The sequence below is a fragment of the Enterococcus faecium genome (genome assembly GCF_029023785.1).
Taxonomy (GTDB): Bacteria; Bacillota; Bacilli; order Lactobacillales; family Enterococcaceae; genus Enterococcus_B; species Enterococcus_B faecium.
On the sequence record NZ_CP118955.1, the window covers coordinates 20,582 to 47,410 of the forward strand.

Annotated in this window: 26 protein-coding genes; 18 read left to right on the forward strand and 8 right to left on the reverse strand. The window is 38.0% G+C overall.

Going from position 1 to position 26,829, the window contains the following annotated elements:
• Positions 1-100: 100 nt before the first annotated feature.
• The gene (gene spxB, locus PYW34_RS00085; protein ID WP_002288384.1) at positions 101-1,831 is read right to left on the reverse strand and encodes a pyruvate oxidase; all 1,731 of its coding nucleotides are present in this window, start codon (positions 1,829-1,831) and stop codon (positions 101-103) included.
• Between the two features lie 164 nt (positions 1,832-1,995).
• Between spxB and PYW34_RS00090 the strand changes: the two genes are divergently transcribed.
• Positions 1,996-2,814 carry a ZIP family metal transporter gene (locus tag PYW34_RS00090; RefSeq protein ID WP_002294342.1) on the forward strand — a complete coding sequence of 273 codons (819 nt, stop codon included), beginning with the start codon at positions 1,996-1,998 and terminating at the stop codon, positions 2,812-2,814.
• Positions 2,815-2,916: 102 nt separating this feature from the next.
• Here the strand turns inward: PYW34_RS00090 and PYW34_RS00095 are convergent, their stop codons facing one another.
• Positions 2,917-3,114, reverse strand: a complete 198-nt coding sequence (locus PYW34_RS00095) for a hypothetical protein (RefSeq protein WP_002294340.1) — start codon at positions 3,112-3,114, stop codon at positions 2,917-2,919.
• 168 nt (positions 3,115-3,282) lie between these two features.
• Here PYW34_RS00095 and PYW34_RS00100 point away from each other — a divergent pair, with 168 nt between their 5' ends.
• Both PYW34_RS00100 and PYW34_RS00105 read left to right on the forward strand, forming a co-directional pair.
• A complete protein-coding gene (locus PYW34_RS00100) occupies positions 3,283-3,861 on the forward strand; it encodes a TMEM175 family protein (protein ID WP_002288651.1) in 579 nt (192 codons plus the stop codon).
• A 94-nt stretch (positions 3,862-3,955) separates the two neighbouring features.
• On the forward strand, positions 3,956-4,093 hold the full coding sequence (locus PYW34_RS00105) for a hypothetical protein (RefSeq protein ID WP_002294338.1): 138 nt from the start codon (positions 3,956-3,958) through the stop codon (positions 4,091-4,093).
• A gap of 812 nt (positions 4,094-4,905) precedes the next feature.
• Here PYW34_RS00105 and PYW34_RS00110 read toward each other — a convergent pair.
• Positions 4,906-5,409: a VanZ family protein gene (locus PYW34_RS00110; protein ID WP_002288650.1), complete on the reverse strand. Its 504-nt coding sequence runs from the start codon at positions 5,407-5,409 to the stop codon at positions 4,906-4,908.
• Between the two features lie 358 nt (positions 5,410-5,767).
• Between PYW34_RS00110 and PYW34_RS00115 the strand changes: the two genes are divergently transcribed.
• From PYW34_RS00115 to PYW34_RS00140, 6 genes are all read left to right on the forward strand, one after another.
• The gene (locus tag PYW34_RS00115) at positions 5,768-6,793 is read left to right on the forward strand and encodes an FUSC family protein (protein ID WP_002288649.1); all 1,026 of its coding nucleotides are present in this window, start codon (positions 5,768-5,770) and stop codon (positions 6,791-6,793) included.
• A 322-nt stretch (positions 6,794-7,115) separates the two neighbouring features.
• Positions 7,116-7,994, forward strand: coding sequence for an acyltransferase domain-containing protein (locus PYW34_RS00120; RefSeq protein WP_002321472.1), 879 nt, complete (start codon positions 7,116-7,118; stop codon positions 7,992-7,994).
• Between the two features lie 475 nt (positions 7,995-8,469).
• Positions 8,470-8,586 (forward strand): putative metal homeostasis protein, encoded by a 117-nt coding sequence (locus PYW34_RS00125; RefSeq protein WP_002288644.1) that lies wholly within the window; start codon positions 8,470-8,472, stop codon positions 8,584-8,586.
• Positions 8,587-9,513: 927 nt separating this feature from the next.
• Positions 9,514-9,852, forward strand: coding sequence for a hypothetical protein (locus tag PYW34_RS00130; protein ID WP_002288643.1), 339 nt, complete (start codon positions 9,514-9,516; stop codon positions 9,850-9,852).
• 93 nt (positions 9,853-9,945) lie between these two features.
• The gene (locus tag PYW34_RS00135; protein ID WP_002288642.1) at positions 9,946-10,176 is read left to right on the forward strand and encodes a DUF6568 family protein; all 231 of its coding nucleotides are present in this window, start codon (positions 9,946-9,948) and stop codon (positions 10,174-10,176) included.
• A gap of 399 nt (positions 10,177-10,575) precedes the next feature.
• Positions 10,576-10,947, forward strand: coding sequence for a hypothetical protein (locus PYW34_RS00140; RefSeq protein ID WP_002288640.1), 372 nt, complete (start codon positions 10,576-10,578; stop codon positions 10,945-10,947).
• A gap of 273 nt (positions 10,948-11,220) precedes the next feature.
• Here the strand turns inward: PYW34_RS00140 and PYW34_RS00145 are convergent, their stop codons facing one another.
• Positions 11,221-11,913 (reverse strand): HAD family hydrolase, encoded by a 693-nt coding sequence (locus PYW34_RS00145; protein ID WP_002288638.1) that lies wholly within the window; start codon positions 11,911-11,913, stop codon positions 11,221-11,223.
• A gap of 2 nt (positions 11,914-11,915) precedes the next feature.
• A complete protein-coding gene (locus PYW34_RS00150) occupies positions 11,916-12,701 on the reverse strand; it encodes a DeoR/GlpR family DNA-binding transcription regulator (RefSeq protein ID WP_002288637.1) in 786 nt (261 codons plus the stop codon).
• A 236-nt stretch (positions 12,702-12,937) separates the two neighbouring features.
• Here PYW34_RS00150 and lacG point away from each other — a divergent pair, with 236 nt between their 5' ends.
• The 4 genes from lacG to PYW34_RS00170 are packed head-to-tail and all read left to right on the forward strand — an operon-like array spanning position 12,938 to position 18,011.
• The gene (lacG, locus tag PYW34_RS00155; RefSeq protein WP_002288636.1) at positions 12,938-14,338 is read left to right on the forward strand and encodes a 6-phospho-beta-galactosidase; all 1,401 of its coding nucleotides are present in this window, start codon (positions 12,938-12,940) and stop codon (positions 14,336-14,338) included.
• A gap of 24 nt (positions 14,339-14,362) precedes the next feature.
• Entirely contained in the window at positions 14,363-14,680 is a 318-nt protein-coding gene (locus tag PYW34_RS00160; RefSeq protein WP_002288635.1) for a PTS lactose/cellobiose transporter subunit IIA, read from the forward strand.
• A 12-nt stretch (positions 14,681-14,692) separates the two neighbouring features.
• Positions 14,693-16,366 carry a PTS lactose transporter subunit IIBC gene (locus tag PYW34_RS00165; RefSeq protein ID WP_002294331.1) on the forward strand — a complete coding sequence of 558 codons (1,674 nt, stop codon included), beginning with the start codon at positions 14,693-14,695 and terminating at the stop codon, positions 16,364-16,366.
• 13 nt (positions 16,367-16,379) lie between these two features.
• A complete protein-coding gene (locus PYW34_RS00170) occupies positions 16,380-18,011 on the forward strand; it encodes a glycoside hydrolase family 53 protein (RefSeq protein WP_002288633.1) in 1,632 nt (543 codons plus the stop codon).
• A gap of 361 nt (positions 18,012-18,372) precedes the next feature.
• On the opposite strand, the gene PYW34_RS00175 is transcribed toward PYW34_RS00170, so the two are convergent.
• From PYW34_RS00175 to coaA, 3 genes are all read right to left on the reverse strand, one after another.
• Positions 18,373-19,332 carry an IS30 family transposase gene (locus tag PYW34_RS00175; protein WP_002301399.1) on the reverse strand — a complete coding sequence of 320 codons (960 nt, stop codon included), beginning with the start codon at positions 19,330-19,332 and terminating at the stop codon, positions 18,373-18,375.
• Positions 19,333-19,566: 234 nt separating this feature from the next.
• Positions 19,567-21,132, reverse strand: coding sequence for a glutamine-hydrolyzing GMP synthase (guaA, locus tag PYW34_RS00180; RefSeq protein ID WP_002298578.1), 1,566 nt, complete (start codon positions 21,130-21,132; stop codon positions 19,567-19,569).
• A gap of 58 nt (positions 21,133-21,190) precedes the next feature.
• The gene (coaA, locus tag PYW34_RS00185; protein WP_002288627.1) at positions 21,191-22,114 is read right to left on the reverse strand and encodes a type I pantothenate kinase; all 924 of its coding nucleotides are present in this window, start codon (positions 22,112-22,114) and stop codon (positions 21,191-21,193) included.
• Positions 22,115-22,309: 195 nt separating this feature from the next.
• Between coaA and PYW34_RS00190 the strand changes: the two genes are divergently transcribed.
• The 5 genes from PYW34_RS00190 to PYW34_RS00210 all read left to right on the forward strand — a co-directional run bounded on the left by PYW34_RS00190 (position 22,310) and on the right by PYW34_RS00210 (position 26,808).
• Positions 22,310-22,915 carry a class I SAM-dependent methyltransferase gene (locus PYW34_RS00190; protein ID WP_002304012.1) on the forward strand — a complete coding sequence of 202 codons (606 nt, stop codon included), beginning with the start codon at positions 22,310-22,312 and terminating at the stop codon, positions 22,913-22,915.
• Positions 22,916-23,222: 307 nt separating this feature from the next.
• Positions 23,223-24,239, forward strand: coding sequence for a LacI family DNA-binding transcriptional regulator (locus tag PYW34_RS00195; RefSeq protein WP_002334437.1), 1,017 nt, complete (start codon positions 23,223-23,225; stop codon positions 24,237-24,239).
• A 140-nt stretch (positions 24,240-24,379) separates the two neighbouring features.
• Positions 24,380-25,681, forward strand: a complete 1,302-nt coding sequence (locus PYW34_RS00200) for a pyrimidine-nucleoside phosphorylase (protein WP_002289207.1) — start codon at positions 24,380-24,382, stop codon at positions 25,679-25,681.
• Positions 25,682-25,726: 45 nt separating this feature from the next.
• Positions 25,727-26,389: a deoxyribose-phosphate aldolase gene (gene deoC / locus PYW34_RS00205; RefSeq protein ID WP_002289206.1), complete on the forward strand. Its 663-nt coding sequence runs from the start codon at positions 25,727-25,729 to the stop codon at positions 26,387-26,389.
• A 20-nt stretch (positions 26,390-26,409) separates the two neighbouring features.
• Positions 26,410-26,808 (forward strand): cytidine deaminase, encoded by a 399-nt coding sequence (locus PYW34_RS00210; RefSeq protein ID WP_002289205.1) that lies wholly within the window; start codon positions 26,410-26,412, stop codon positions 26,806-26,808.
• Positions 26,809-26,829: the final 21 nt, after the last annotated feature.

The window sequence follows — 26,829 nt, forward strand, 5'->3', positions numbered from 1 at the left end:
ATGCACGAGGTGATTTTTAGGTGTCGAGACAAATTTATGCAAAAATGTGAGAAGCTATATACACAAATTTTATCTTAATACTCGAAGCATAGCGCAGTTGTCACAACCTCTTTTCATATAATTCATTCAATACTGGCAAATCATGGACTTCATATTTTTCTTTGAATGCTTGGATTTCTTCTTCAGAATATTTTCTTGGATCTAAATGCAGATCTTCTACTGGCAATGGGCGCTTGTTATTGATCTTCACATCGATTACTACAGGACGATCTGATTTTGCAGCTGCATCAAAGGCAAATCGAAGTTGCGAGTATTCTGTGACTGTAAAGCTATTTGCCCCGAGCGCTTCTCCAACTTTACCGAAATCTGCATCTTCTAAAAATACACCAAATTTCTTTTGTTCCGTATCTTCTTGTTCTGCTTCGATGAAACCAAAAGAATCATTCGAAAAGACAACATTAATAATTGGAAGCTGATATTTGACTTGTGTAATGATATCTTGCATGACCATAGCAAACCCGCCATCACCACTTAAGGTAAATACTTGTTTTTCTGGGTAGCTTAGTTGTGCGGCAATTCCTCCTGGCACACCATTACCCATAGTTGCGAACCATCCAGATGTCGTATGTTTTTGTTTACCGTTCATATTCAATAAACGAATAGAATGGATAGTCGTGTTACCGACATCTGTGACGAAAATCGCATCGTCTTCAGCAATACGATTGATTTCTTTATAGACAGCCTCTGGACGAATCGGTTCTTCCTCTCGATCTTCAAAAGATTTCAACCAATTTACCCATTTTTCTTTATTTTCTTGATTTGCTAGGTACCAGCTATCAGCAGGGCGAGCATCCCCTAACTCGACAAGTCTTTGCAAAGCTGTGTTTGCATCACCGAGGATCGACAAAGATGTTTCATGGCGTCGTCCAAATTTTGACGCATCGATATCGATTTGGATAAATTCAGCAGTTGGATTAAAAAATGCACGTCCAAATGGGAAGTCGCTACCGACAAATAAGATCAGATCGGCTTCTGCCAATGCTTCATTTCCGGGTTTAGTAGCGACACGTCCAGCAAAACCAAGAAAGTTTTCATAATCATCAGGAATAATTCCTTTTGCTAGAACGGAAGCGACAACAGGAACTGAAAAATGTTCTGAGAATTCTTTGATTTGCGGAAATCCGTTTCGCGTTCCTTGACCAACATAAAGAACTGGTTTTTTTGCTTTTTCAAGATAAGGCAAAGCAGCTAGCAAATCTTTTTCTTCTGGTAATATCACACTTGTTTTGTGAGTGTGAGCGGTGGAGAAAGGTTGTTCGTCAATTTCTTCAAAACCAAGATCAACAGGGATAGTCACGATAGCCACGCCTTTATGCTCATAGGCGGCTTTAATGGCTTCATCTACTACATGCGGAAGACTTTGTGGTGTCATGACTGTACGATTGTATACGCTAACATCTGCGAAAATAGGATTTTCATTTAGTTCCTGGAAAGAGTTATAGTTCATGGATGTAGAAGCAACTTGTCCTAAGAACGCTACTAGAGGCACATGGTCCATCTGTGCATCATACAAACCATTGATCAAATGTGTCGCACCAGGTCCTGCAGAGCCGAAGACAGCGCCGACTTTCCCCGTTAATTTTGCATCTGCAGCGGCTGCGAGTGCGCCGACTTCTTCATGACGAACTTGAATGTAGTTGATTTCGGTTTTTTCTTGATATAGCGCATCCATAATTGAATTGAAAGATCCTCCGGGAATGCCGTAAATATGGTCGATACCCCAGCTTTCAAGAACTTTTACCATTGCGATTCCTGCATTGATTTTTGACATGGTGTTTCACTCCTTTAGCAATGATGATACATAAATTTTTTGTATCTAGAGTATAGAACTTTTTATCGAAAATCCCAACTAATTCGTCTTTTCACAAAAATGTAGTCATGTTTTTGGGAATATGCTAGAGTAGTACATAGATAGATTCAAGAGAGGGGAATGGCATGGTTGAATGGCTATTGAGACTTGAACCTTGGCAGCAAGCACTTGCTGGGACAGCTTTTACTTATTTTATGACAGCTCTTGGTGCCGGGTTGGTTTTTTTCTTTAAAGAAATCAAAAAAGAAGTGCTAAACTTGATGTTAGGATTTGCTTCTGGTGTCATGATTGCTGCAAGTTTTTGGTCTTTGTTAGATCCGGCTATTACAAAAGCAGAAGAAAATGGAGATATTGCTTGGCTAGTTGTAAGTATTGGGTTTGGTTTAGGCGGTGTGTTTTTATATATGGCAGATAAAACACTGCCCCATATGCATTTTGGACCACAACATGAAGCAGAAGGATTGCCTACCCATTTAAAACGGACGATCTTGCTTGTTTTTTCTATTACATTGCATAACATTCCTGAAGGTTTAGCCGTGGGGGTAGCATTCGGTGCAGCAGCAACTGCGGATAATCCGACAGCCGCTATATTAGCCGCTGTTTCGGTGGCGCTAGGTATTGGTATCCAAAACTTCCCAGAAGGAGCAGCTGTATCAATCCCGTTGCGACAAGAAGGTCTGAGTCGTAAAAAGGCCTTTGTTTACGGACAAGCTTCTGGAATCGTTGAACCAATTGCTGGAGTGATTGGAGCGCTACTAGTAACGAAAGTGGAGCTGCTGCTTCCTTATGCACTTGCTTTTGCCGCAGGAGCAATGATTTATGTCGTGGTGGAAGAATTGATCCCTGAAGCACAGCAGACATTGTCCAGCAAACGTCATTTTGCAGTTTTTGGCGTCATGAGTGGATTTATCATTATGATGATTTTGGATGTGGCATTAGGATAAATAAAAAAAATATATATGATATATCAAATAGGGCCGCGAACTTATATCGCGACCCTATTTTTTTAGTAAGTTATATCATAATGAAGTGAATGGTATCATACATTAATAATAGTTTTTTCTATGTGTATTTCCTTTGATCCAGCGAACAAGCCAGATGATAAGTGCGATTGGGATTAGAACTTTGACCGCAAACCATAAAAGCCCGCTTAGGACACTGACAAAAAGACTGATGACGAAGCTAGCTGCAATTAGCACTAAAAGAACCATGAAGATATTTAAGAACATATTTTTTTGACGCATACAAAACCCTCCTCTTGTTCATTCTTTACTATAGAAAAAGTATAACAGGGATTGTTTAAAAACACCTCCAACTGAAGACTGATTTTTACTTCATCTACTTAAATGATCAAACAATTGCTTTTTCTCTGGTTTATCATCTAAAATAGAGCGGAAAAGGAGGAGAATATCATGCCTAAAAATCGTCTTGAAGCATTTACAGATGCTGTAATCGCGATTATCATGACTATTTTAGTTTTAGAACTTCATGAACCTAACGGAGACACGTGGGAGGCGCTCGCTGCATTAGGTTACCGATTTTTTATCTATATTGTCAGTTTTATCATTTTAGCGATTTATTGGAACAATCATCATCATTTATTTCAAGTTGTACATAAGATAAATGGACGGGTCTTATGGGCGAACAGTTTCTTTGTTTTTGCGCTTTCGCTTTTTCCGTTTGCAACTTCATGGATCAGTGAGTACATCAATAGCCTGGCTCCAGAAATGACTTATGGTTTTGTTACCTTGACCGCTAATATTGCGTATTATATCTTGGCAAAAGAACTTGTCAAAGCAAATAAAGGCCACGAGAAAGCATTGAAGGCGATGTTGAATAATTACAAGAAATCGTATCTATCGATTGGTTTGAATGTGTTAGGAATTGTCTTAGGGTATTTAGTAGCGCCAGTAGCCGTGCTGATCGCAAACATCGTGATTCTAGCTGCTTGGATCATCCCAAGTCGTACCATCGAATCACAATATCGGTAAAATGATCCGTGTTTAAAATTTAAGAGAAAAATATAGAAAAAATAAATAAACGATCAAATATCCGAGTGATACTAGTATTCAAAGAGGGATGCAGATGGATCAAAAAAGAATTCATGTAGGACTGATTACTAGTTTTGTCACGATGCTTATTTATTTGGATCAAGGTCATTTGACTTGGACAGTAGTTGGTGTCGTAGGATTTTTGACATTATTCACAGCAATAAAAAAATAAACATCTTTATGTAATCTGATGTTCTATCTATTTAAGAAAAGCATGTTTACAGCAGTATGATTCTGTTGTAAACGTGTTTTTATTTGTGGAAAATTTAATTTTTAGAAAAGTGTATCGAAAAATAGATAGTTAGTTTTTCCACAGTGGATAACTTCGTAAGAGATAAAAATAAAAAACTAGTCAAAGAAGGGCGTATAGATTTCTTTTGATAGGAGATATACAACAGAAATGAATAAATATTAACGTGTTTTCAAACAGTATAAAACGGTGTGGTTTTTGGAATAAAAAAATAACATATCTCATTTTACACTTTTGTTATTTTATACTTAAAAAATAACGACACAGAAAATACCGTGTCTCAGATTTCTCTACTACTTCTAAAAACTACTGTTTTTTTCCTTTGAAATGCCTTCAAAAAGTAGGATCAGGCAGAATATACTGGCAGAATCAAGGAGAAGGGAGCCTAAATAAGGAGAAAAACCATAGAAAATATAAAGTAATTACTTATAAAACAAGCTTTTTATAGAAAAATAATATACCTGAGTAGGGTATAAATTAAGACGGAATTCCTTTCTAGATTGAGATATTGACTAGGAAGAATGTTAAGATTTTAAGCCTTTAAGCTAAAAAAAAACCCTTTTTGTTAAATAAGGGGAATATAGCCTGTCAGTTTCAAACTGCAAGTCGTCCTGCTGCAATAATATAGTAGATTAGAGATGAAAAAAGATTTTTTTAAACCAATGACTGAATAAAAAGACCGTCATAGATACACATTGGAATGTGTCTATTACGGTCTTTTTTTACGAACGATTTTATTGAAGACGGACAGTTCGGGTCAAAAATAAAAAAGCTACGATCAGAAATAAGAATAAAATGTATCCCAAAATAATGGCTAGACGGTCTAACTTATTTGTCGATAGATGTTTGTTTAGAAGTTGATAGGCCCATAAACCTATCAGTCCTCCTGTTGTATTAGTTATCAAATCAGTGATGTCCGCTACGCCAATACCGAATAGGAATTGAATCAATTCTGCCAAGAAGCTTACAAGGAAAATAATCCCTAATTTTTTAGAAAAAGAAAGTCTCTTGAAATTGACATTCAAAAGCACCCCAAAAGGAAAAAAGACAATCAAGTTATAAGTGGTCTCACGTAATACCGTCGTATTTTCAAAAGAAAAAGTAGAAAAAGGGACGAGATTGACATTGCTGTAAGAATAAGTGAGAAATTGTGGAAGATTAAATGATAGCTTGAATAAAATCAACCATAATAGAAAGAATAAATAAATCCCTAATAAAAATTTTGATACATACCGCATAGACATCTCCTCCATTTAAAAAGTATACCATCGAAAACCGCTGAAAAATCATAAAAAAGTATGAAGTTTAAGGACCAACGTAGTTATCGTACGAAAATTAGAAGCTTTTTTTTGTTGGGAATCCGGTTTCTTTAACAAAGCTAAGATAGCGAGTTGCTTGGAAAAGTTGCTATCTTTTTTCTGTCAAAACGACTCGGAATGTTCGTTTTTTGTTCTAATTTCTCCAAGTTGTTTACTTTTTGATACTAAGTTTATGAAAAATCAAGAAATAGTTGTTATACTAGGTAATGCTGACAAACGGGATTGGCATTTCATCTTGGTTCAGCTTTTTTTCCAATTACTAGGAAGGAGGGATAGATTGTTCAAGACTTATTTTCGTTTCAATAAAATACAAGATAATCCTTTTCGTATCATGAATCTGATGCTACTTATCTTTATTGTATTATGGTTAGGTTACATAAATCATGATTTTTTGATTTCAAGTTTTTCATCATTAGGGATCTTTACTTTTTTCTATTATCAAAACATACCGATGAAATATTTGCTGAAACGTATGTTTCTGATCGGTTGCGGACTGTTGGTTGCTTTCGTTTTGGGGATCTTATCGACTTATGTTTTATGGCTTGAACCATTTGCCGTAGCTTTGGTTGCTTTTTCCAGCAGATTCGTGTTGCGATTATTCCATATTTCTAAACCAGGTGGCTTGTTTTTTGCGATGCTTTCTGCCATGGGAACGAGCATGCAGCTGCCAATCGCTCAATTACCGATCGTCTCACTTTATTTTTTTATGGGTGTCGTTTTTGCCCTGATTGCGGCAGTGATTACAAAATTACTGGATTCACGGCCTGAGCAGACAATTGAAAAAGCAACTTTAAAAGAAAGATTTCACGAAGAGCCTTTAGTGATCATTGATTCTGTTTTCTACAGCGCTGCCTTATTTCTTTCCGTTTATGTCAGTCACGGCTTGAATCTGCATAATCCTTATTGGTTGACCTTGTCATGTGCATCGATTTTGCTAGCAGAAAACTTGGATGCGATGAAGCATCGACAAGTCCAATATCTGATTGGATCGATGGGTGGGTTATGTGTGTCGGCATTCTTGTCATTTGTGCCGTTTACGCAGTTGCAGACCATTTTTCTGATCACTTTTCTATATGGAATCGCACAATTTCTAGTTGCTAGAAATTATGCAGTTGCTAATATTTTTCTTAATCCGATGGCGTTGATGCTATCTACACTTATTCGTGGAGCATACTTGATTTCTTTGATCGAATATCGTTTTTTAGGGATCGTCATAGGAAGTTTCATCGGTTTAGGTGTTGCGTGGGTAATGACGGTTGGTTTGCAACATTATTTAACGGTTGTTCGTCAAAAATTAGAATAGAAGGACAAATATATGTGCCAAAAGAGGTTATGACAAGATTTTTGTCACAACCTCTAATTCAAGGTGTTCAAAAGCCAGATTCTCAGCATTAAGTCAAATTCACACAAAAATGTGGAAAGGAACTTTCAAAAAAATTTTATATTTATTCTATCAAAAAATTTTGTTTATGATGGTAACTGAATAAACTTTCCTGAGATGGTCAATGCTTTCCTTGAAAGTCTTACAGATATTCTTTCTTCATAGAAAGTTTAAGTTTTATAGTTAGTGTACAATAAAAGTATGTTTATACCATATGGTGTCCGGATAATCAGTCATTTAAACAATGAGGTTCAAAGATATGAAAAGGGGAAATTTGATGAAGAAAATAAGCAATGAAATCCAAATTCTGGCAGAAACTTTAACTCTTCCCAAAGTCGTTATAGAGCAAATGATTGTACAAGCAAAAAACATCCTTGATGAGGTGTTTGAGCAATATAGTCATGAACTAATGGATCCTAATAAAGCAAAGGCGACTGCAAAGAAAATAGACAAAGTCTATGAAGAGGAACCTTTTGCAGCATTAGCTATTTATCTATATGCAGCTTCTCAAAGTTGGAAAAAAATTTATCAACCATTGAAGATTCCAAGAACTATCTATTTGGCAACAATGAATGCTTTTACTAGATTTATTCATGAACATTTCCAAGTAACAGGAAGCTATCGCTTTGACCGTGGTTTTTGGATTTGGCATTACACTAGTGGCTTGATCTTTCGGATTGGTGAATTGGAGTACGAAATGACATATTTTCCGAAAGGGTACACGGATCTAAGATTAGAAGGAAAGCAGTGCCTTTCTCTTCATATTCCTTCCGATGCAGATTTATCTCAGAATAAGATAAGAGATAGTTACGAAAGTGCCATTCGTTTTTTTGAACTTTATTTTCCTGATTACCATTACCAAGTGATGTACACAGATACTTGGTTACTATCACCCAATCTTACTAAATGGTTGAAAAAAGAGTCAAAAATCTGTCTTTTTGCAGCCGATTATCGATTATTATCAGTTGATGAACAGGACGATAGTGGAGTCCCTTGGATCTTTGGACGAGTAGATGCCCAAATACATGATTATCCAGAAAGTACGAGTTTACAGCGACAAGCAAAAGAGCAATTGCTTGCAGGCGAGCACATTGGCTCTGGCTTAGGTATTCTTACTTCATAAGTTTAGTACTTCGAAATAGTTTAAAAGAGCGTGAGACAAAAGTAAAGAACACTTTTGTCTCACGCTCTAAACACGTATAAACGGCGGAAGCAGAAGCAACTCCTTCGGAAATAAGCTGAAATTCACAAAAATTTGAAAAGCAATTTTCGTGAATTTCTTCTTATTTCTTGGAGTTAAACGCTTCTGTCCCAGCCTCTTTTTTAGTGTTCTATCGAACACACAGTACGTTCAATAGGTAAACTAGCTATAACAATAGATATTAAAGTTAACGGACAAGAGGGCCTTTTTTAGGTAGCTAAAACGTAATAATGAAAATTTATTTCCAGAGATAGGAGTCAATCAGCTAGTCTGATCGACTGTTTTAACAAGTTGACTTTCATTTTAACTTTTGATACCATTTAAAACACAAATCGTAATTGTTTCGATTTGTGTTTTTTAGCATGACTACAATCAAAGAAGAAAGTGGGTCGTCCATATGGAAAAAACAGATATCTCAAGTGCATACCGCCGCTTGAAAAGCCCAAATATCAAAACACGAAAACGTGCGCTGAAGATCATCAAAGATGTGAAACGGAATAGTGGGAAAAGGTAAGAAGAAGGAAACTTAATTAAAAAAATAGCCGAAAAACGTTTTTCGGCTATTTTCAATAATCGGTTTTTGTGTAAGGTTTCCGAAAGAACTGCTGTTGATTTTCCATTTTTAACATATGATAAATTGGTAGAATCTTTCTTTTCAAATTGATACCATTCCCTAATTCCAGTTATATAGTTAACTACAGAACCACAAAGCACGTACGTTTATAAAAGTATTATCTGTAGTTATTTTTCAATTCCCTTTCAACCTCTTATTTTGACCAGTAGTATTGATCACTTTACCTTTTAACACCTTTGTTCGTTTTTGAAACATTTTTAGTCAAGAATGGAAACGTAACTACATAATCAAAGGTTTTGCGAAATATTTCATGAAATATTTCATGTAGAAGCGAGCAATACGGTTGCAAATAACCATTATCGTTTAATAAGCAGTTACGAAAGCTCCCAATATCTCTAACGTTCAGCTCACTCCATTTCTTTTCTTCAAAAAAATCAGTGATTCGTATCTCTTTCTATTTGTCGAAAAAGTTAACTTTAAAAAGTAACGCCGAAAAAATATGCAAAAAAATAAAAAAGCAGTTACTATTGCTAGAATAACATCAAGGAATAATAAGTTTTGGTTTTCAGATAATAGTCGATAAGTTGTGTATTGGAATTTTAGATACAGTAATAAAGTATTTTTCATGAAATTTTGTGAGAATCACTATTACAAGTATCTTTAATAAAATTAATGGTTAAGGAGGAACTTAAAGTAGAATGTAAATGAATAGTTGTAGTCAGTCGATTGTGATACTAGACTCAAAGTTGCAGGAATAAGTTTTTCAATTTGTGATTGGAAGATAAAAAATGAAAAAGAAGGGCTTTTTTTTATACTTTGTTGATTGTAGTGTTTATTTTCCCTCTGTTTAGCCAAGTAACATTTTCTATGACTCAACCAGTTTCAAGTGAGGAACATGATAACCTTTTTCGTGCTACAGAAGAGTTTAAGAAATATCAGGAAAATATTGTTCCGGAGACTCCATTAGCTAGTGAGCCAATTACTGATATTGATGGAAACCAAATAGGATGGTATATACAGTACGAAGTTATGGTGGTAAATAATGACTCAATAGTAAAAAATACAGTAGGCTTAGAGCTAACACCGATTGAAAAGGTGAGTTCATTGTTAACGTATATTTATACTGATGAAAGTGACGAGACTGAGATCATTTTAACGGATTACTCAAAAATTGCTACTGATAAAAAGTATATATTGTGGATGTAGACACTAGTGAAATACTTTATGATATAGAAATTGATGAAAATTTACTAGATGTAGCACAAGAAATCGATCATCAAAAGCAGGAAGCTATTCGATATGCTGGTAGAAAAGGGAAAAGAAAATATTTATTACGTGAATGTAGCAAAAGTTAGAGAAGATGAAAATGAGTGGAAAGAATTCAAGAGTCGCTACTCAATTAACTCGACTCCGACATTTACAGTTTACAGAGAAGGATCGATAGAAAAAACTGTTTTTTGGACTAAAGAAAGTGGAATGTCTTTAGCTGAAGTAGAAGAGTTTTTGGATTATGTTAGTATGCAACAGTAAGGGAGTTCTTATTATGAAAAATTTTGACACATATTATGTTATTGTTTTTTCGATATCTTTGCTGTTAATATTACTAACTTTAATGCAGTATAAAGAGTATCCAGAGTATTTTATTTTAACTTTTGTATATTTAGTAAGTAGCTACACACTTCTATATAAATTCAGAAGTTCTTCTAGAGTTTCTAAAGTTTGTTTCTTAATTAGCTTATTGATTCTATAATATTTTTGATTTATATAGGAAATTAAAAATATTATAGAATCAACACTCAGAGAACGGGTTGGTTTTTAATAGATTTAATAAGTACTGATAATGAAATTTCTCCTGGTTGGGAAAACGAAGTTGGTTACCCTGTAGAAGAATTTTTTCAAGATTACTTTGCGGAGTATGCCGATAGGATAATGAGAGATTACGTAACAGATAAAACTCAAGAAGTCATCAATCAATCCCAGTCATTAAATGAATTATCTGATAAGGCGAAAGAAGAAGCAGTTGCCATTATTTCTTCAGGGATTAGTGACTATATTGATATGAGTGGTGAAATCAATTATGGCGATAAAGACAAAATTGTACGCATGATAAAAGCTTTTATCAAAACTTTTGATGTGAAGGCAGATCTTAAGTTTAATGATACTTACCTAGTAGGAAAATTAATTAATATCCTTGGGACAGAGAAAGATACGGAAACGTTTATTTCCTCTTTGTCTATGTTGTTTACAGATAAGCATTTTTCAACTCAGCTTGGTGGAGAGGAACTAGTGGAAATCTTTTAACCATTACGCCCAGCATTAATAAAAGTATATCAAAAAAGTACTCCTGATGATTTTTAAGATTGGTTTGAGAAATAATGTGAAAACACTATTTTTAATGTTAATTATAGATAGAGATGAACGCGTCATATGGTTAAAAGAATGAAAAAGTCAAAGATACACTGCTATATTTCACTAAGGATATAGCAGTGTATCTTTCATGTCGTTTCACTGGCAGTTTTTTATAAAAGGAGGTGTGCATTTCAGTTGCTTTTCTTTGGTAGTTAGTTGAATCGTTTAAGAATTAACGGATGTGGCAGACAGGTGCTCTGTCCAAAAACCAGTAAAATCTTTGATGGTTCCATCTTTATTTAGCTGTGCCTGTTCAAATACTGTTTTGTTTTTACCGAATGGATCAATTGCAATAATTGTTCCGATCCCCGCACGTTTGGCAGCAAGTAATCCTGAGTAAGCATCTTCGATAACAAGACAATCAGCCGGAGCTAAGCTCAGTTTGTCTGCCGCTTTAAGAAAAATATCCGGTTGCGGTTTCCCAGGGAAAGAGCCGTCGTCATAGACAATCTTGTCCCAGTCAAACCAGCGGGCTAAATCGAAAATATCAAAATAAAAAGCAACATTCTCTTTGACAGTAGCCGTGGCAATCGTTAATGGAATCTGTTGGTCAGTCAGCTGGTCAAGAGTCGCTTCAAGCCCTTTTGTCAACTGAAGCTCGTTTTCATTTTGCAAGCAAAGCATACGATAATAGCTTTCTTTTTCTTCTGACAATACGGCGATCTCAGAGGCGGTCAAATGCTCTGAAATGAAATGTTTCAAAATCTCCGTATTCGTCCGACCATGAATATTTTTTAAAATATCCTCGTCTGATAAACCATCTTTTGTATGATCATGTATCATATGCAGCCAAGCAGCTTCATGCAGATGAGAGTCCAAAAACATTGTTCCGTTGAAATCAAATATAATCCCTTTCATAGTTACGCTCCTATAGTGGTATTTTCGGTTGAATCAGCAATTTGCAGATCGACATATTGTGCATAGTGCTCTTGAACCTCCCGCGAGATCTGGCGATCCGTAATGAGCAGATCGAAATCATGCAAATTATAAAACACATAAAAATCATCTCGATTGAATTTTTTATTATCAACGAGTAGATATTTCTTACGGGAATTATTTAGAGCGATCTGCTGTGCTTCTCCTTCTTCGGTACTGTAAGTAGAGATCGCTTCGTTGTGAACGCCATTTGAACTGATAAATGCTTTTGTAAACTTTAGTCTTCTTAAATTGTCGTTGGTGATCGGTCCGACAAATGCGCCGGTATTTTTCCGGAAATCACCGCCAATCAGTAGAATTTCTGGTCCATCTGCTTGAGCAAGAATATCAAAAACTGGATAATTATTTGTAATGATCCGAATTTTCTTGTTCAGTAAATGCGTCGCCAATAGTTCGATTGTTGTACCTGGTCCTAAGAAAATCGTTTCTCCCTCGTGAATCAAGGAGGCTGCTGTGGCAGCAATTTCTTTTTTTTCTTGAATCTGCAGAGTGGCTTTTTCAGTGTGAGAAAGTTCTTGATCTAAAGTGTAGGAAAGACTTTGAGCCCCTCCATGGACACGCAGCAGCTTGCCCGATTTTTCTAATTCATCTAAATCTCTGCGAACGGTCATATCAGAAACATCTAATTGATTGATGATTTCATTAACGGTAAGGATTCCTTTTTTATTGACCATTTCTACGATAGTAAGCAATCTTTCTTTTTTCAACATTGTCTTCACCTCTAATTTAAGGATAATCTATCATATAAACGGACAACAGTCAATCTAATTCGAACAAAAGTAAACATTTAGGGTGGTTTTTATGTTTGTTACAATAGATTTTATTGCTGTTTTCTGGTTTTTATGATTATTTGTGTTTGTTTTTGTTGACAAATATTTTGGATGCGTTTACAATGCAATCAGTTAGAAAGAGCGAAAACTGATTATAGATTTGAGGAGAGATGTACATGCTTAAATTACCAGAAGATTTTATTTTTGGCGGAGCCACAGCAGCCTATCAGGTTGAAGGAGCCACTAAGGAAGGTGGCAAAGGCGCTGTTGCTTGGGATGACTTTTTAGAGGAACAAGGGCGATTCAGTCCCGATCCGGCAAGTGATTTTTATCATCAATATGCAAAGGACATTGAATTGTGTGAACGTTTTGGTGTAAATGGTCTAAGATTATCCATTGCTTGGAGCCGCATTTTTCCTGATGGAGCTGGGAAACCAAATCCAGAAGGAATCGCTTTTTATCATCGTGTGTTCGAAGAATGTAAGAAAAGAAACGTAACGCCGTTTGTGACGTTGCATCATTTTGATACCCCTAAACGTTTGTTTGACCATGGAGATTTTTTGAATCGAGAAACAATAGAAGCATTTGTTTCCTATGCCATTTTTTGTTTTCATGAATTCAAAGAAGTCAAGGTGTGGAGTACCTTTAATGAAATCTATCCAGTTGCAACCAATCAATATTTGTTAGGTGTTTTCCCACCAGGAATCAAATATGATTTTACAAAGATCGTCGCCTGTCTTCATAATATGATGGTTGCTCATGCCCGTGTAGTGAACTATTTCAAAGAAAACGAACTTCCGGGTGAAATTGGTGTAGTTCACTCATTAGAGACGAAATATGCGGCAACAGACGCGCCGGAAGATAAGCATGCTGCCTTTTTAGACGATGCATTGTCGATCCGTTTCTTATTAGATGCTACCTATTTAGGCTATTATTCAACTGAAACCTTGACTGCTCTTGATGAGATATGTGAAGCAAATCAGGCCAGCTATCATTTTCCTGAAGAAGATTTCGTTGAATTGAAAAAAGCATCCACGCGTAATGACTACTTAGGGATCAATCACTACCAATGCCATTTTGTCAAAGCTTACGATGGAGAAAATGCAATCCATCATAACGGTACGGGTGAAAAAGGGACCTCTGTTTATAAAGTGAAGGGAATCGGAGAACGTATTTATAAAGAAGGAATTCCTCGAACTGATTGGGACTGGCTGATTTATCCAGAAGGTCTATATGACTTGTTGCTGCGAATTAAAAGCGATTACCCACATTACAACAAAATCTATATCACTGAGAACGGGATGGGGTATAAAGATCAGTTTGAAGATGGCATTATTATGGATCAGCCGAGAATCGACTATTTGAGAGTCTATTTGGAATCCTTAAGCAAGGCGATAACAGCCGGGGTAAATGTGAAGGGGTATTTTTTGTGGTCGCTTATGGATCTTTTCTCATGGACAAATGGGTATAACAAAAGGTATGGCTTGTTTTATGTTGATTTTGAAACCCAGAAGCGTTACCCAAAAGAATCAGCTTACTGGTACAAGTTGGTCAGTGAAACCAAAACGATTATTTAATAAGTGATAATGGAGGAAGAAAAGATGAATAAAGAGGAATTACAAATGCTTGGTTTTGAGATCGTTGCATATTCAGGCGACGCTCGCAGTACATTATTGAAATTATTGAAAGAAGTAAGACAAGGAAACTTTGAACATGTTGATTCGGCGTTGAAAGAAGCCGACGAAAATTTAACCCTTGCACATAATTCGCAAACAAAAATTTTAGCGGAAGAAGCATCTGGGAAAGAGATGGAGATGGGATTCATTTTTATCCATGGGCAGGATCATTTAATGACCACTTTATTGCTGAGAGATCTGATTCAAGACTTTATTGTACTGTACAGACAGAATCAAGGATAGGAGAAGAACGCTATGGATGGAATCATTAAACAAATCGAAAAAGGGAAACCATTTTTTGAAAAAATCTCACGTAATAGTTATTTAGGAGCCGTTCGTGACGGATTTTTAACAGCGATGCCAGCTATTTTATTTTCAAGCATTTTCATTTTGATTGCTGCGGTTCCTGAGATTTTTGGTTACCAATGGCCTGAATCTGTCTCCACATGGCTATGGAAAGTCTATAATTATTCGATGGGTGTTGTAGGGTTACTCGTTTCAGCAACCACTGCTCGCTGCTTGGCTGATTCGATGAATCGTCGCTTACCGAAAAACAAAGTAATCAACACCACCTCTGTGATGCTGGCCTCTGTGGTAAGTTTCCTGTTGTTAAGCGTCTCTCCGATTGAAGGTGGATTTTCAACGGAATATATGGGGACAAAGGGACTACTGGCTTCCTTTGTCGCTGCATTTTTAACAGTTAATTTATATAAGTTTTGTGTGCTGAAAGATATTACCATTAAAATGCCTAAAGAAGTTCCTGGAACGATTTCGCAAACCTTCCGAGATATTTTTCCTTTCTCTTTTTCAGTATTTGCGGCCGTTTTAATTGATTTAGGCATTCGACAAATCTTCCAAATCTCATTTGCAGAAGCAATCATTACGGTGCTGCAGCCGCTATTTACAGCAGCTGACGGGTACTTAGGAATCGCTATTATCTGGGGAGCGATGGCGCTGTTTTGGTTTGTCGGTGTTCATGGACCGTCGATCGTGGAGCCGGCAATTGCGGCAATTATCTATGCCAATGTGGAAACCAATCTGCAATTGTTCAATTCCGGTGAACAAGCTTCTAAAGTACTGACGGTGGGTTTAGGGAATTTTGTAGGAACTATGGGAGGAACTGGGGCAACATTGGTTGTTCCTTTTATCTTCCTACTCTTTGCTAAGTCTAAGCAGTTGAAGGCAGTTGGGAAAGCTTCCTTTATTCCAGTAAGTTTCGCTGTCAACGAACCATTGCTATTTGCGGCACCCATGATTTTGAACCCTTATTTTTTTATTCCATTTTTGTTAACACCTGTTGTAAACGTTTGCCTGTTCAAGTTTTTTGTCGATGTATTGGGCATGAACAGCTTTATGTACGTTTTGCCTTGGGCAACTCCAGCACCGATCGGTTTGGTTCTAGGAACGGGCATGGGTATCTTAGCTTTTGTTCTAGCAGCGGTTCTAATCGTCGTTGACTTCCTGATCTATCTACCATTTTGCAAAGCATACGATGCTGTCTTAGTAGAGAAAGAAGCACAAAAAGCAGAGGTGATCGCAACCGAGGAAGGTGCTTCTGCCGATGTACGTGAGGAAGTACCTGTGGCAGCGAGTCAAGTTATCAGCGATGCAAATAAAGAAATCAATGTGTTGGTACTTTGTGCTGGCGCAGGGACAAGTACGATGTTAGCTAATGCTTTAAAAAAAGGTGCATCTGAATCGAAAGCACCGATCAGTGCAATGGCGGGTGCTTATGGTTCTCATTACGAAATGCTGCAGGATTTTGATATGGTGGTCTTAGCACCGCAAGTCAATTCTTACTATGATGATATCAAAGAAGACACCGATCGCTTAGGAATCAAGCTGGTTGCGACAAAAGGAGCAGAATATATCGGATTAACGAGAGATCCTGAAAAAGCTGTTCAGTTTATTCTGAACCAATTTCAATAAAGGAGGAGCCATAATGAAAATGGGAATTTGGTTGCGTAAAGCTGTTTTATTTGCAGCTGTGTTAGGGGCTTTGGGGGCTGTTTCAAAAACTGTTGAAGCATCTGCCAGCGAATTTATTCGCGGAGCAGATATTTCGATCCTGTCAGATATGGAAAAATCTGGTGCAAAATATTATGAAGACGATATTTCAAAAGATGCCTTAGAGATTTTAAAAAATAATGGTGTCAACTATGTTCGACTGCGTTTGTGGCAGGATCCTTATAATAGTAATGGAGAAAGTTATGGAGCAGGGACAAATGATCTGGAAACGACGATTGACCTTGCAAAACGAGCAAAAAATCTGGGACTTAAGGTGCTGCTGGATTTTCACTACAGTGATTTTTGGGTTGATCCTGGGAAACAGAATCTTCCTAAAGCATGGCAAGGTCTGACCTTTGAAGAAATGAATACGGCATTGTACGACTATACAAAGAACGTTCTGTCGGAAATGAAGCAGCTGGACGTTTATCCTGATATGGTTCAGATCGGCAATGAACTGAATAGCGGAATGCTCTGGCCTTATGGCAAGTCTTGGGGAGAAGGCGGGGGAGAATTTGATCGATTGGCTGCTTTTTTGAAGTCTGGTATCCAAGCTGTTCGAGACACTCAACCTAAAACAACTCCAGTAATGCTCCACTTAGCTGATGGTGGCGATACAGGAGCATTTACTTGGTGGTTTGATGAAATCACGAGTCGAGGTGTGTCATTTGATTTAATTGGAGTGTCGTATTATCCGTATTGGCACGGTTCAATGAATGAACTTCAAACCAATATGAATGCGATCAGCCAACGGTATGGTAAAGAAGTGATCGTAGTTGAAACAGCTTATGGGCATACAACAGCGAATGCCGATACTATGCCAAATGCTTTTGGCGAAGCCGAAGCAGCTGCGGGGGGATATGAACCAACACCGACAGGACAAGCAGAGTATTTGCTGGATCTTGCCGATCGGATTCAGGCAGTACCGAATAATCGCGGGGCGGGCTTCTTCTATTGGGAACCTCTTTGGTACAACGGAAATGTGAGTTGGGCAACACAAGCAGGTATGAATTATCTCAGTGTTCAATCCACTATGGGAAACGAATGGGACAACCAAGCGATGTTTGATTTTGCTGGAAACGCCTTGCCAAGCTTGCGTGCGTTTAAACAAGCAGGGGCGCAAATAAATCTAGTTAAAAATGCAAGTTTCGAAAGCGATGGACCAACGACCAGTCCTTCCAATTGGCAAACCTGGTTTCAACAAGGAACCGCTAAGGGTACGATCAAAACGGAAGCGGGCACTTTTTTTGGGGACTACAAACTAACTTTTTGGCAGGATCAAGCATACGAGGCATCAGCTTATCAAAATGTTAGTGGCATAAGCAAAGGAACTTACACATTGAGTGCCTATGTAATGTCTGGGGGAGAGTTTGATACTAATCAGTTATATATCAAAAATTATGGTGGAGCGGAACTAAATACTGCGGTTGTTAAAACAAGTGAATGGACAAAAATTACAATCAAAGACATTCCAATTACAACAGGTGTTTGTGAAATTGGGGTTTATAGCAAGGCTTCAGGAAATGCTTGGACGAACGTTGATTTTGTTTCATTGGTGAAACAATAGACTGCGGATCGTTTCGATTCAAGATCGGAGGTTCCCTTCAGCCACATCGTTAGCGTAGAAGGCAGGAATCGAACCTGCACCTCGCCTTTGCCAAAAATAACCAGAAACGATTTCCAGTCATTTTTACCAAAACGAGTAAAGCACCAGACTTCATCTACACTTTGTATTATGCTAAAGAGAGTTCAACGATTTCGTAAGAAGCAATGAAAAAATTGCAAAAAGTTGTGCAGATAACATAAAGTTTGTTTAAGAAAGGGTAACCTTAGAATTCCGTCGTGAATATGATTTGAGCACTTAGATGGATAGAAAAAAGTTCTCGGAAAACAGTTCGTTTTTCGAGAACTTCTTTTTATCTTAATTGTCAAATTAAGTTAGACAGATCATCAATACTTACGTAACTCAAAAATACTTCCAAAGGTGTTCGATAATCCAGTGATTTTCTAGGAATATTATTTCGTTTAGATGCGACAGATTGAATAAAAAATTCATCTACTGAATTGAAATCCATAGATTTCAATAAACCATCTCTACGTAACAATCCGTTAGAATTCTCGTTTAGGCCTCTTTGAGACGGCGTTCCTGGATCAGCGAAATAAATGGCAATATCATTGACATTACTGATCTGTTTCCAATTTGAAAATTCCTTTCCACAATCAAAAGTGATGGATTTGAATAGGTTTTTCGGTACAGATTCAAACCATTGATTTAATTTTTTTTCAATATCAATCGCTTGTCTACCACACGGTTTCAATGTGATGATAACTTTTGATAATCGTTCAACTAAGGTAATTACAGCACTTTTATGTTTCAGACCTACGATAGTGTCACCTTCAAGGTGACCAAACTCATTTGAGAATTGGCTATAATCCTTTTCACGTTCATGAATAGAGCGGCGGAAAGTTTGTTTTCCACGTCTTTCTTGATGTCCATTCGGTTTACGCTTGCCTTTCATCGGTAAGTCAGAAGAATCAAATAGCCCCTTTTTGAACATACGATAAATGGTACGAGCAGAACAACTAATAGGAAACGCTGCACGACCAACAATCACATCGGGTGTCCATCCTTGAACAACCTTTCTTTGAATATATTCTGATTGTTCCTCGGGTAAAACAAGCGGACGTCTACCACAGTTTGATTTGTTTTTCTTATACTGTTGATAATATTCTAAGGCTGATTTTCCTTGCTTGAAGAACAGATATACTTTATGGATCGTTTGTCTTGAACGATTCAAGCAATGGGCAGTTTTAGCAACAGATTGATTCATTTTGAAATAAGACTCTATTATTACAAGTTCATCCGTTGTAAGATGGGTATAGGTCATTTGTACTCACTCCTTATAATTCTTTGGTCGGAACTATTTTGAGTGTAGCACAAATGACTTTTTTAGTTGTCTAGCTTAATTTTACAATCGGCGTTATGATAAGAATGAAACAAATTAACTTATATTATAGTCTCTTTTGGTAGGGAACCATCTTATTTTTAATGAAAATCAAGCATTTTAGCTATTGAAGAATGTTGATTTATAGGGATTCCCCCTCCATATTATGTTGGCTCTTTATTCCCACTCCACTGTTGCTGGTGGTTTAGAAGTGATGTCATACACGATACGGTTGACGTGGGCTACTTCGTTTACGATACGTACAGAGATTTTTTGCAAGACTTCCCATGGGATACGGGCAAAGTCAGCGGTCATTCCGTCGATTGAAGTTACAGCACGGATACCGACTGTGTAGTCGTAAGTACGTCCGTCACCCATAACACCGACAGAGCGGATCCCTGGAAGAACAGTGAAATATTGCCAGATATCACGGTCAAGTCCAGCAGCTGCGATTTCTTCACGCAAGATAGCATCAGATTCGCGTACGATTTCTAGCTTGTCTTCAGTGATTTCGCCAAGAACACGAATACCAAGACCAGGACCAGGGAATGGCTGACGCCAAACGATTGAATCAGGCATGCCTAACTGAGTCCCTAATTCACGGACTTCGTCTTTGAATAATGTGTTTAATGGTTCGATCAATTCAAATTGCATATCTTCTGGCAGTCCACCTACATTATGGTGAGATTTGATCGTCTGTGCTGTTTCTGTACCAGATTCGATAACGTCAGTATACAACGTTCCTTGTGCTAGGAAAGAGACGCCTTCTTCACCAGCAAGTTTTGTTGCTTCGTCATCAAAAACATATACGAATTCATTCCCAATGATTTTACGTTTTTGTTCTGGGTCAGATACACCTTTCAACTTGTCTAAGAAGCGATCTCTTGCATCGACTTTGATGATGTTCAAGCCGAATTTTCCGCCTAGACTTTCCATTACTTGTTCCGCTTCGCCTTTGCGTAGCAGACCGTGGTCAACAAAGATAGATGTCAATTGGTCACCGATCGCTTTTTGTAAAAGAACCCCAACGACACTAGAATCAACGCCACCTGAAAGACCAAGCAAGACTTTTTTGTCACCAACTTGTTCACGGATTTTTTCTACTTGCATATCGATAAAGTTATCCATTGTCCAGTTACCTTCACAGTGACAAACATCAAAGGCAAAGTGGCGCAGCAATTCGATTCCGTATTCGGAATGACGTACTTCTGCATGGAATTGGATACCATAAAAATTACGTGTTGTGTCTTGGATAGAAGCAATCGGACAATCTTTGCTTGTTCCGACTGTTTCAAAGCCTTCAGGAACTTTAGTTACCAAGTCACCATGGCTCATCCATACTGTTTGTTGTTTTGGTGTTTCTTTAAACAAGACAGCTTGATCGCTTGTTACTTCTAACAAGGCTTTCCCATATTCGCGGTTTTTAGCAGGCTCTACGGAACCGCCAAGTTTGTACGTGATCAATTGCATACCATAGCAAATCCCTAATACAGGAATACCTAAATTGAAGATCTCAGGATCGATCCCAAATGCATTCTCATCATATACACTGTTTGGTCCGCCAGAAAGAATGATTCCCTTTGGATTCATCGCTTTTACTTCTTCTGCAGTAATGCGGTGGCTCAATAATTCGGAAAAGACTCCAAGATCACGAATACGTCTTGTGATCAATTGGTTATACTGACTACCGTAGTCTAATACGATAATCTTTTCAACGTTCGTCATATCGGCAACGTTTGTCAAATTTATTACCCCTATCCCTTTAAATTTTATCTCAAAATAGTCAAACTATTTTAAAATGCTAATATTTTCGCATGAAAATCGAATCGATGATATGATTTTCAGTTTTATGGAGAATTATATCGGCTCTTCCTCGTGTAGGCAAGATATATTCCTGTAAATTTTTCAAATTCACATTTTTCCATACATCTTTTGCCATTTTAAAGGCTTCTTCACGATCTCCGATAGCAAAACGATAATAATAATTCTCTGGATTTTGGAAAGCCGTATCCAGTAACGCACCAAAACGATCCAAATACCATTTTTCGATCAGCACGGGATCGGCATCGACATAGACAGAAAAATCAAAAAAGTCGCTGACGTAGATTTGCTGATTCGCAGGTAATTGAAGCGTATTGATCCCCTCAACGATCAAGATATCAGGCTGCTGGATCAATTCGTACTTGTCTGGAATGATATCATACACATCATGTGAGTAAACAGGTACTTTTATCTCTTCCTGACCAGATTTTACACGGTTCAAGAAATCGATCAGCATCTCCATATCATAACTTTCAGGAAATCCTTTACGGTCCATGATTCCACGCTCTTTTAATATACGATTTGGATAAAGAAATCCGTCAGTCGTGATCAGCTGAACGTTTCTTCGTTTGAAGGTACGAGACAAAATCGTCTGCAGCAGTCTGGCTGTTGTACTTTTTCCAACGGCTACACTTCCGGCGATCCCGATAATAAAAGGCGGTACTTCTACGTATTTATGAAGAAATAAACCTTTACTCAAGAACAAAGATTCAAATTCTTTCATATAAAGATAAATCAGATGAGCAAGAGGTACATAGATATCTCGAACATCCTGCATGGAAATGCGGTCATTCAAACTTTTGATATTATCTAGTTCATCTTGTGTCAAAGGTGCTTGCCCATTACGATAAAATTCTCGCCATTCTTCTCTTGCCACACGGTAGTAGTTCATTGGATCATTCATATTAGCCTCCTGCGTTCTCCCATCAATGGAACTATTTTAACACAAAATAAACGCAAACCCCACCACTTAAGAGAGATTGCCGATCTTTTTGTATAATCTTTATAATAGAAAGAAACGGAGTCTTATTCTTGACTTGCGCACGGATACATAAAAGGATAGACTGTTGTCATGAAAGAAATGAGAAGGATGGAAGACATGACAAATCATTACTATTCTGAACGCCCAGATACGGCGCACGATTTTGAACAATGGGCTTTTGAGTTAAAAGGCAGAACCTTTCAATTTGTAACAGATTCTGGTGTATTTTCACGTGAAACAGTGGATTATGGTTCACGTGTCCTGATTGATGCTTTCGATTGGGAAGAGTTACCTGATGAAGGAAAGATCTTAGATGTGGGATGCGGGTATGGACCGATTGGGTTAGCTTTGGCATTTGCGACACAGCGGTTTGTTGAAATGGTCGACATTAATGAACGAGCGGTAAGTCTAGCGCAAGGAAACGCAAAGCGTAACCAAATCGAACATGTTGATATCCATCAATCGAATATCTATGAAGCAGTTCATGAAGAAACCTATGCAGCTATCGTAAGCAATCCGCCGATCCGTGCTGGAAAAAAAGTTGTACATGAAATTTTGACAGGCGCATATCCTCGGTTGAAGAAGGGCGGTACACTGACAATTGTGATCCAGAAGAAACAAGGAGCGCCGAGTGCGCAAAAGAAAATGGAAGAAACATTTGGTAATGCAGAAATCGTCACAAAAGATAAAGGATATTATATCATCAAAAGTGTGAAAGAATAACTAGCTGAAAAATAGTGGAGCGACGAAAGAGTGGAACTGGGCGTGCATGTACGGGTACGTATCAGTTCTTTTTTTGTTGAGAAGTTTTTAAAAACAAAGAACTATTTTTTCTTCAAAAAGAAATAGTAGGAACAGAGTCGTTGTTTTTTACGATAAAATAAATAAGATACAGAACTTGTATAGAAGGCTGCCAAGTCGGTAGATAAAGGAGGTTTTTATCAAAAAACATACTTTCCTTTTTTCTCTATTCTTTTCTTGGGGGTTTTGGTACACTGATAGGGAATTTAGATAGAAGGGAGCCAATAGGATGAAGCTGACCATCAGAGATATCGCAGAAATGGCAGGCGTATCAGTAACAACTGTCTCACAGATTTTGAATAACAAAGGAAGCAGATTTAGTGATAAGACAAGAAAAAAAGTGTTGTCGATCGTGAATGAACATCATTATAAGCCCGATTATTTCGCTTCAAATGTGATCAATCGACATTCAAAGACCATCGGAATGATCGTCCCTGATGTCACTGATTTCTTCTTCTCCAAACTGATCGAAGGTGTAGAGAGCTATTTGAATCCTTTGGGCTATGTGATCATGTTATGCAATTCTCGTCATAGCCAAGAAAATGAGATCAAGTATTTACAAGAGCTTTCCCACCGCTCAGTGGACGGAATCTTGCTGGCCACACCAAATATTTTACCTGAGAAATATGCATTAGACAGCGGTTTTTATCAAAAAATGCCAATCATTTTAATCGATCGCGGATTGAATCGTCGGGATAACGGACGGCTTATCGTAAAGGAATATGAGGGCGCCTATCAAGCTGTTTCGCTGTTTATTGAAAATGGCCATACGAAGATCGGCATGCTGAAGGAAACCACTGGATACTATCAATTAGAAGAACGTTTCAACGGATATCGTCATGCGCTGAAAGATCATGGCCTGCCTTTTAATGGGAAATTTGTTGAACATGGAGAGTTGACTGTCCAAGGTGGATATACTGCATCAAAAAAATTACTCAAACATAAAGATATCACGGTTATTTTTTGCGGGAATGATGCCATGGCGATCGGATGCTATCAGGCGATCGATGAATTGGGCAAAAAAATCCCAGAAGATATCTCAGTCATAGGATTCGATGGATTAAAGCTGTCAGAATACATGATTCCGCAATTGACGACAGTGCAGCAGCCAAGTTTTGATATTGGATTTTATGCTGCACGTTTCCTGATCGATACGATCGAATTTCCTCAAAGAAAAGTTCCGAACAAAGTGTTCGAAACAAAATTAATTATTCGTGAGAGCGTAAAAGTATTGACAAAGGGCTAACTCGGCGGTATATTGCTTATGTAAGCATTTACAAAGGCTAGTTAGTGCTTTTTTTATTTTTAGTAAACCAGTTTACTAAAGTGGTTTACCTTTCCTAAAAATAATGTATAATACCGAATGAAGACAAGGAGGATCAGGCAATGCGAATGGTGGATCTGATTGAAAAAAAGAGGGATGGAAACGAGCTGTCGAAAGAGGAAATCGAGTACATCGTCACGAACTATACGAATGGAAAGATTCCAGATTATCAAGTCAGTGCATTATTGATGGCAATTTTTTATCAAGACATGACAAATGAAGAAATCACGAACTTAACATTGGCGATTGCTAATTCTGGTGATGTCATCGATTTGAGTTCTCTTGAAGGAATAAAGGTAGATAAGCATTCGACAGGTGGCGTTGGTGACACGACCACATTGATTTTAGCCCCCCTAGTAGCTAGTGTCGGAGTGACAGTGGCTAAAATGTCTGGACGCGGTCTAGGTTACACAGGTGGTACACTAGACAAGCTAGAAGCAATTCCCGGATTTCAGATCGAGCTTTCGGATGAAGAATTTGTACGCATTGTTAATGAAAGTAAAGTAGCGGTAATTGGTCAATCAGGAAACTTGGCACCGGCGGACAAAAAATTGTATGCCTTGCGTGACGTCACAGCGACCGTTGATTCTCTTCCGCTGATTGCCAGTTCGATTATGAGTAAAAAAATCGCGGCAGGAGCAGATGCAATCGTTTTGGATGTGACCACTGGAGACGGTGCTTTCATGAAGAACATCGAAGATGCAAGACGTCTGGCAAAGACCATGACGAGCATTGGGAAACTGGCTAACCGAGAAACAGTGGCGGTTATCTCAGATATGTCAGAACCTCTTGGCGAAGCTATCGGAAATAGTCTAGAAGTTGTCGAGGCAATCGAAACATTACAAGGAAATGGTCCAGAAGATCTAGTAGAAATGTGCTACGCCTTAGGAAGCCAAATGGTTGTTCTTGCTGGCAAAGCTAAGACAACCGATGAAGCAAGAACGTTGCTTCAAGAAGCTCTGGAATCAGGTAAAGCGTTAGCAAAATTCAAAGAAATGATCCAAAATCAAGGGGGAGACCCAGCGATCGTGGAACATCCAGAACGAATTTTGACTGCACGCTACACAATGGAGCTTCCTGCTAAACAAAGCGGAGTTGTGTCAAAAATCGTGGCAAATGAATTAGGAATTGCTGCAATGATGCTAGGTGCTGGGCGTAAAACCAAAGAAGAAGATATTGATCACGCTGTTGGATTGAAACTGCATAAAAAAATTGGTGACACTGTGACAAAAGGTGAGTCACTATTGACGATCTATAGTAACGACGAAGAAATCACTTCTGTCATTGAATTATTATATAAAAATATTGAAATTGGTGAATCGGCAATGAAGCCAACGTTGATTCATGACATCATCACAGAATAAAGGAAAAAAGCGGACTTTACCGTTTTAAAGAAAAGGGGAAAAGAAATGGAACTAAACCGAATGATCGACCATACTATTTTGAAAGCAGACGCATCTAAAGAAGCTGTGATGCAAATTATCGAAGAAGCAAAAAAATACCATTTTTATTCTGTCTGCATCAATCCAGCATGGGTTGCGCTAGCGAAAGAACAATTACAAGGTGAGCCAGTAGCCGTATGTACAGTAATCGGGTTTCCTCTAGGAGCAAACACACCCGAGACAAAAGCATTTGAAACAACAGATGCCATCAATAACGGTGCAGATGAAGTCGATATGGTCATCAATATCGGTGCTTTGAAATCAAAGGATGATCAACAAGTCCAAAAAGATATCGAAGCAGTTGTTGAAGCAGCAAAAGATCGTGCGCTTGTCAAAGTTATTATTGAAACATCGTTATTAGATAGAGAAGAAATCATCCGAGCTTGCGAAATAGCAAAAGCTGCAGGCGCTGATTTTGTCAAAACATCAACTGGTTTCTCAACAGGCGGAGCAAAGGTAGAGGATGTCCGTTTGATGCGTGAAACTGTAGGACCAGAAATGGGTGTCAAAGCTTCCGGCGGTATCCATAACGAAGAAGAAGCAATGGCAATGATCGAAGCTGGTGCTACAAGAATCGGAACAAGCGCAGGAGTAGCAATCGTATCTGGTTCAACTGGTGAAGGCTATTAATTTTTTCAAAGGAGAAGCTCATGGCAGAACTCAAACAAGAATGGATCAACACAGCTATTGAAGCGTTAGATAAAGCCTATGTTCCTTATTCCCATTTTCCGGTAGGCGCTTGTCTCGTAACGGAATCAGGCAAGATTTATCAAGGCATCAACATTGAGAATGCATCATTTGGATTAACGAATTGTGCCGAGCGCACAGCTTTTTTCAAAGCAGTATCTGAAGGAGAAAAAACATTTACGCATCTAGTCGTAGCGGGGCACACCCCCGATCCTATCTCTCCTTGTGGTGCATGTCGACAAGTAATGGCAGAATTCTGTTCCCCTGATATGCCGGTTACGCTAGTAGGAGACAATGGTGTGACGAAGGCAACGACCGTTCGTGCACTGCTGCCTTATGCATTTACTGAAAAAGATCTATAACTCATGTTCATTCAGTCAGCT

Excerpts from the sequence above, each read along its gene's own strand:
- PYW34_RS00195 (WP_002334437.1), top strand. The coding sequence starts at position 23,223 with ATGAAGCTGACCATCAGAGATATCGCAGAAATGGCAGGCGTATCAGTA.
- PYW34_RS00170 (WP_002288633.1), top strand. The coding sequence starts at position 16,380 with ATGAAAATGGGAATTTGGTTGCGTAAAGCTGTTTTATTTGCAGCTGTG.
- PYW34_RS00130 (WP_002288643.1), top strand. The coding sequence starts at position 9,514 with ATGACTCAACCAGTTTCAAGTGAGGAACATGATAACCTTTTTCGTGCT.
- PYW34_RS00090 (WP_002294342.1), top strand. The coding sequence starts at position 1,996 with ATGGTTGAATGGCTATTGAGACTTGAACCTTGGCAGCAAGCACTTGCT.
- PYW34_RS00160 (WP_002288635.1), top strand. The coding sequence starts at position 14,363 with ATGAATAAAGAGGAATTACAAATGCTTGGTTTTGAGATCGTTGCATAT.
- lacG (WP_002288636.1), top strand. The coding sequence starts at position 12,938 with ATGCTTAAATTACCAGAAGATTTTATTTTTGGCGGAGCCACAGCAGCC.
- PYW34_RS00140 (WP_002288640.1), top strand. The coding sequence starts at position 10,576 with ATGAGAGATTACGTAACAGATAAAACTCAAGAAGTCATCAATCAATCC.
- PYW34_RS00175 (WP_002301399.1), bottom strand. The coding sequence starts at position 19,332 with ATGACCTATACCCATCTTACAACGGATGAACTTGTAATAATAGAGTCT.
- PYW34_RS00105 (WP_002294338.1), top strand. The coding sequence starts at position 3,956 with ATGGATCAAAAAAGAATTCATGTAGGACTGATTACTAGTTTTGTCACG.
- deoC (WP_002289206.1), top strand. The coding sequence starts at position 25,727 with ATGGAACTAAACCGAATGATCGACCATACTATTTTGAAAGCAGACGCA.
- PYW34_RS00210 (WP_002289205.1), top strand. The coding sequence starts at position 26,410 with ATGGCAGAACTCAAACAAGAATGGATCAACACAGCTATTGAAGCGTTA.
- PYW34_RS00135 (WP_002288642.1), top strand. The coding sequence starts at position 9,946 with ATGCTGGTAGAAAAGGGAAAAGAAAATATTTATTACGTGAATGTAGCA.
- PYW34_RS00200 (WP_002289207.1), top strand. The coding sequence starts at position 24,380 with ATGCGAATGGTGGATCTGATTGAAAAAAAGAGGGATGGAAACGAGCTG.
- PYW34_RS00110 (WP_002288650.1), bottom strand. The coding sequence starts at position 5,409 with ATGCGGTATGTATCAAAATTTTTATTAGGGATTTATTTATTCTTTCTA.
- PYW34_RS00190 (WP_002304012.1), top strand. The coding sequence starts at position 22,310 with ATGACAAATCATTACTATTCTGAACGCCCAGATACGGCGCACGATTTT.
- PYW34_RS00095 (WP_002294340.1), bottom strand. The coding sequence starts at position 3,114 with ATGCGTCAAAAAAATATGTTCTTAAATATCTTCATGGTTCTTTTAGTG.
- PYW34_RS00125 (WP_002288644.1), top strand. The coding sequence starts at position 8,470 with ATGGAAAAAACAGATATCTCAAGTGCATACCGCCGCTTGAAAAGCCCA.
- PYW34_RS00165 (WP_002294331.1), top strand. The coding sequence starts at position 14,693 with ATGGATGGAATCATTAAACAAATCGAAAAAGGGAAACCATTTTTTGAA.
- PYW34_RS00120 (WP_002321472.1), top strand. The coding sequence starts at position 7,116 with ATGAGGTTCAAAGATATGAAAAGGGGAAATTTGATGAAGAAAATAAGC.
- PYW34_RS00100 (WP_002288651.1), top strand. The coding sequence starts at position 3,283 with ATGCCTAAAAATCGTCTTGAAGCATTTACAGATGCTGTAATCGCGATT.
- PYW34_RS00150 (WP_002288637.1), bottom strand. The coding sequence starts at position 12,701 with ATGTTGAAAAAAGAAAGATTGCTTACTATCGTAGAAATGGTCAATAAA.
- spxB (WP_002288384.1), bottom strand. The coding sequence starts at position 1,831 with ATGTCAAAAATCAATGCAGGAATCGCAATGGTAAAAGTTCTTGAAAGC.
- coaA (WP_002288627.1), bottom strand. The coding sequence starts at position 22,114 with ATGAATGATCCAATGAACTACTACCGTGTGGCAAGAGAAGAATGGCGA.
- PYW34_RS00145 (WP_002288638.1), bottom strand. The coding sequence starts at position 11,913 with ATGAAAGGGATTATATTTGATTTCAACGGAACAATGTTTTTGGACTCT.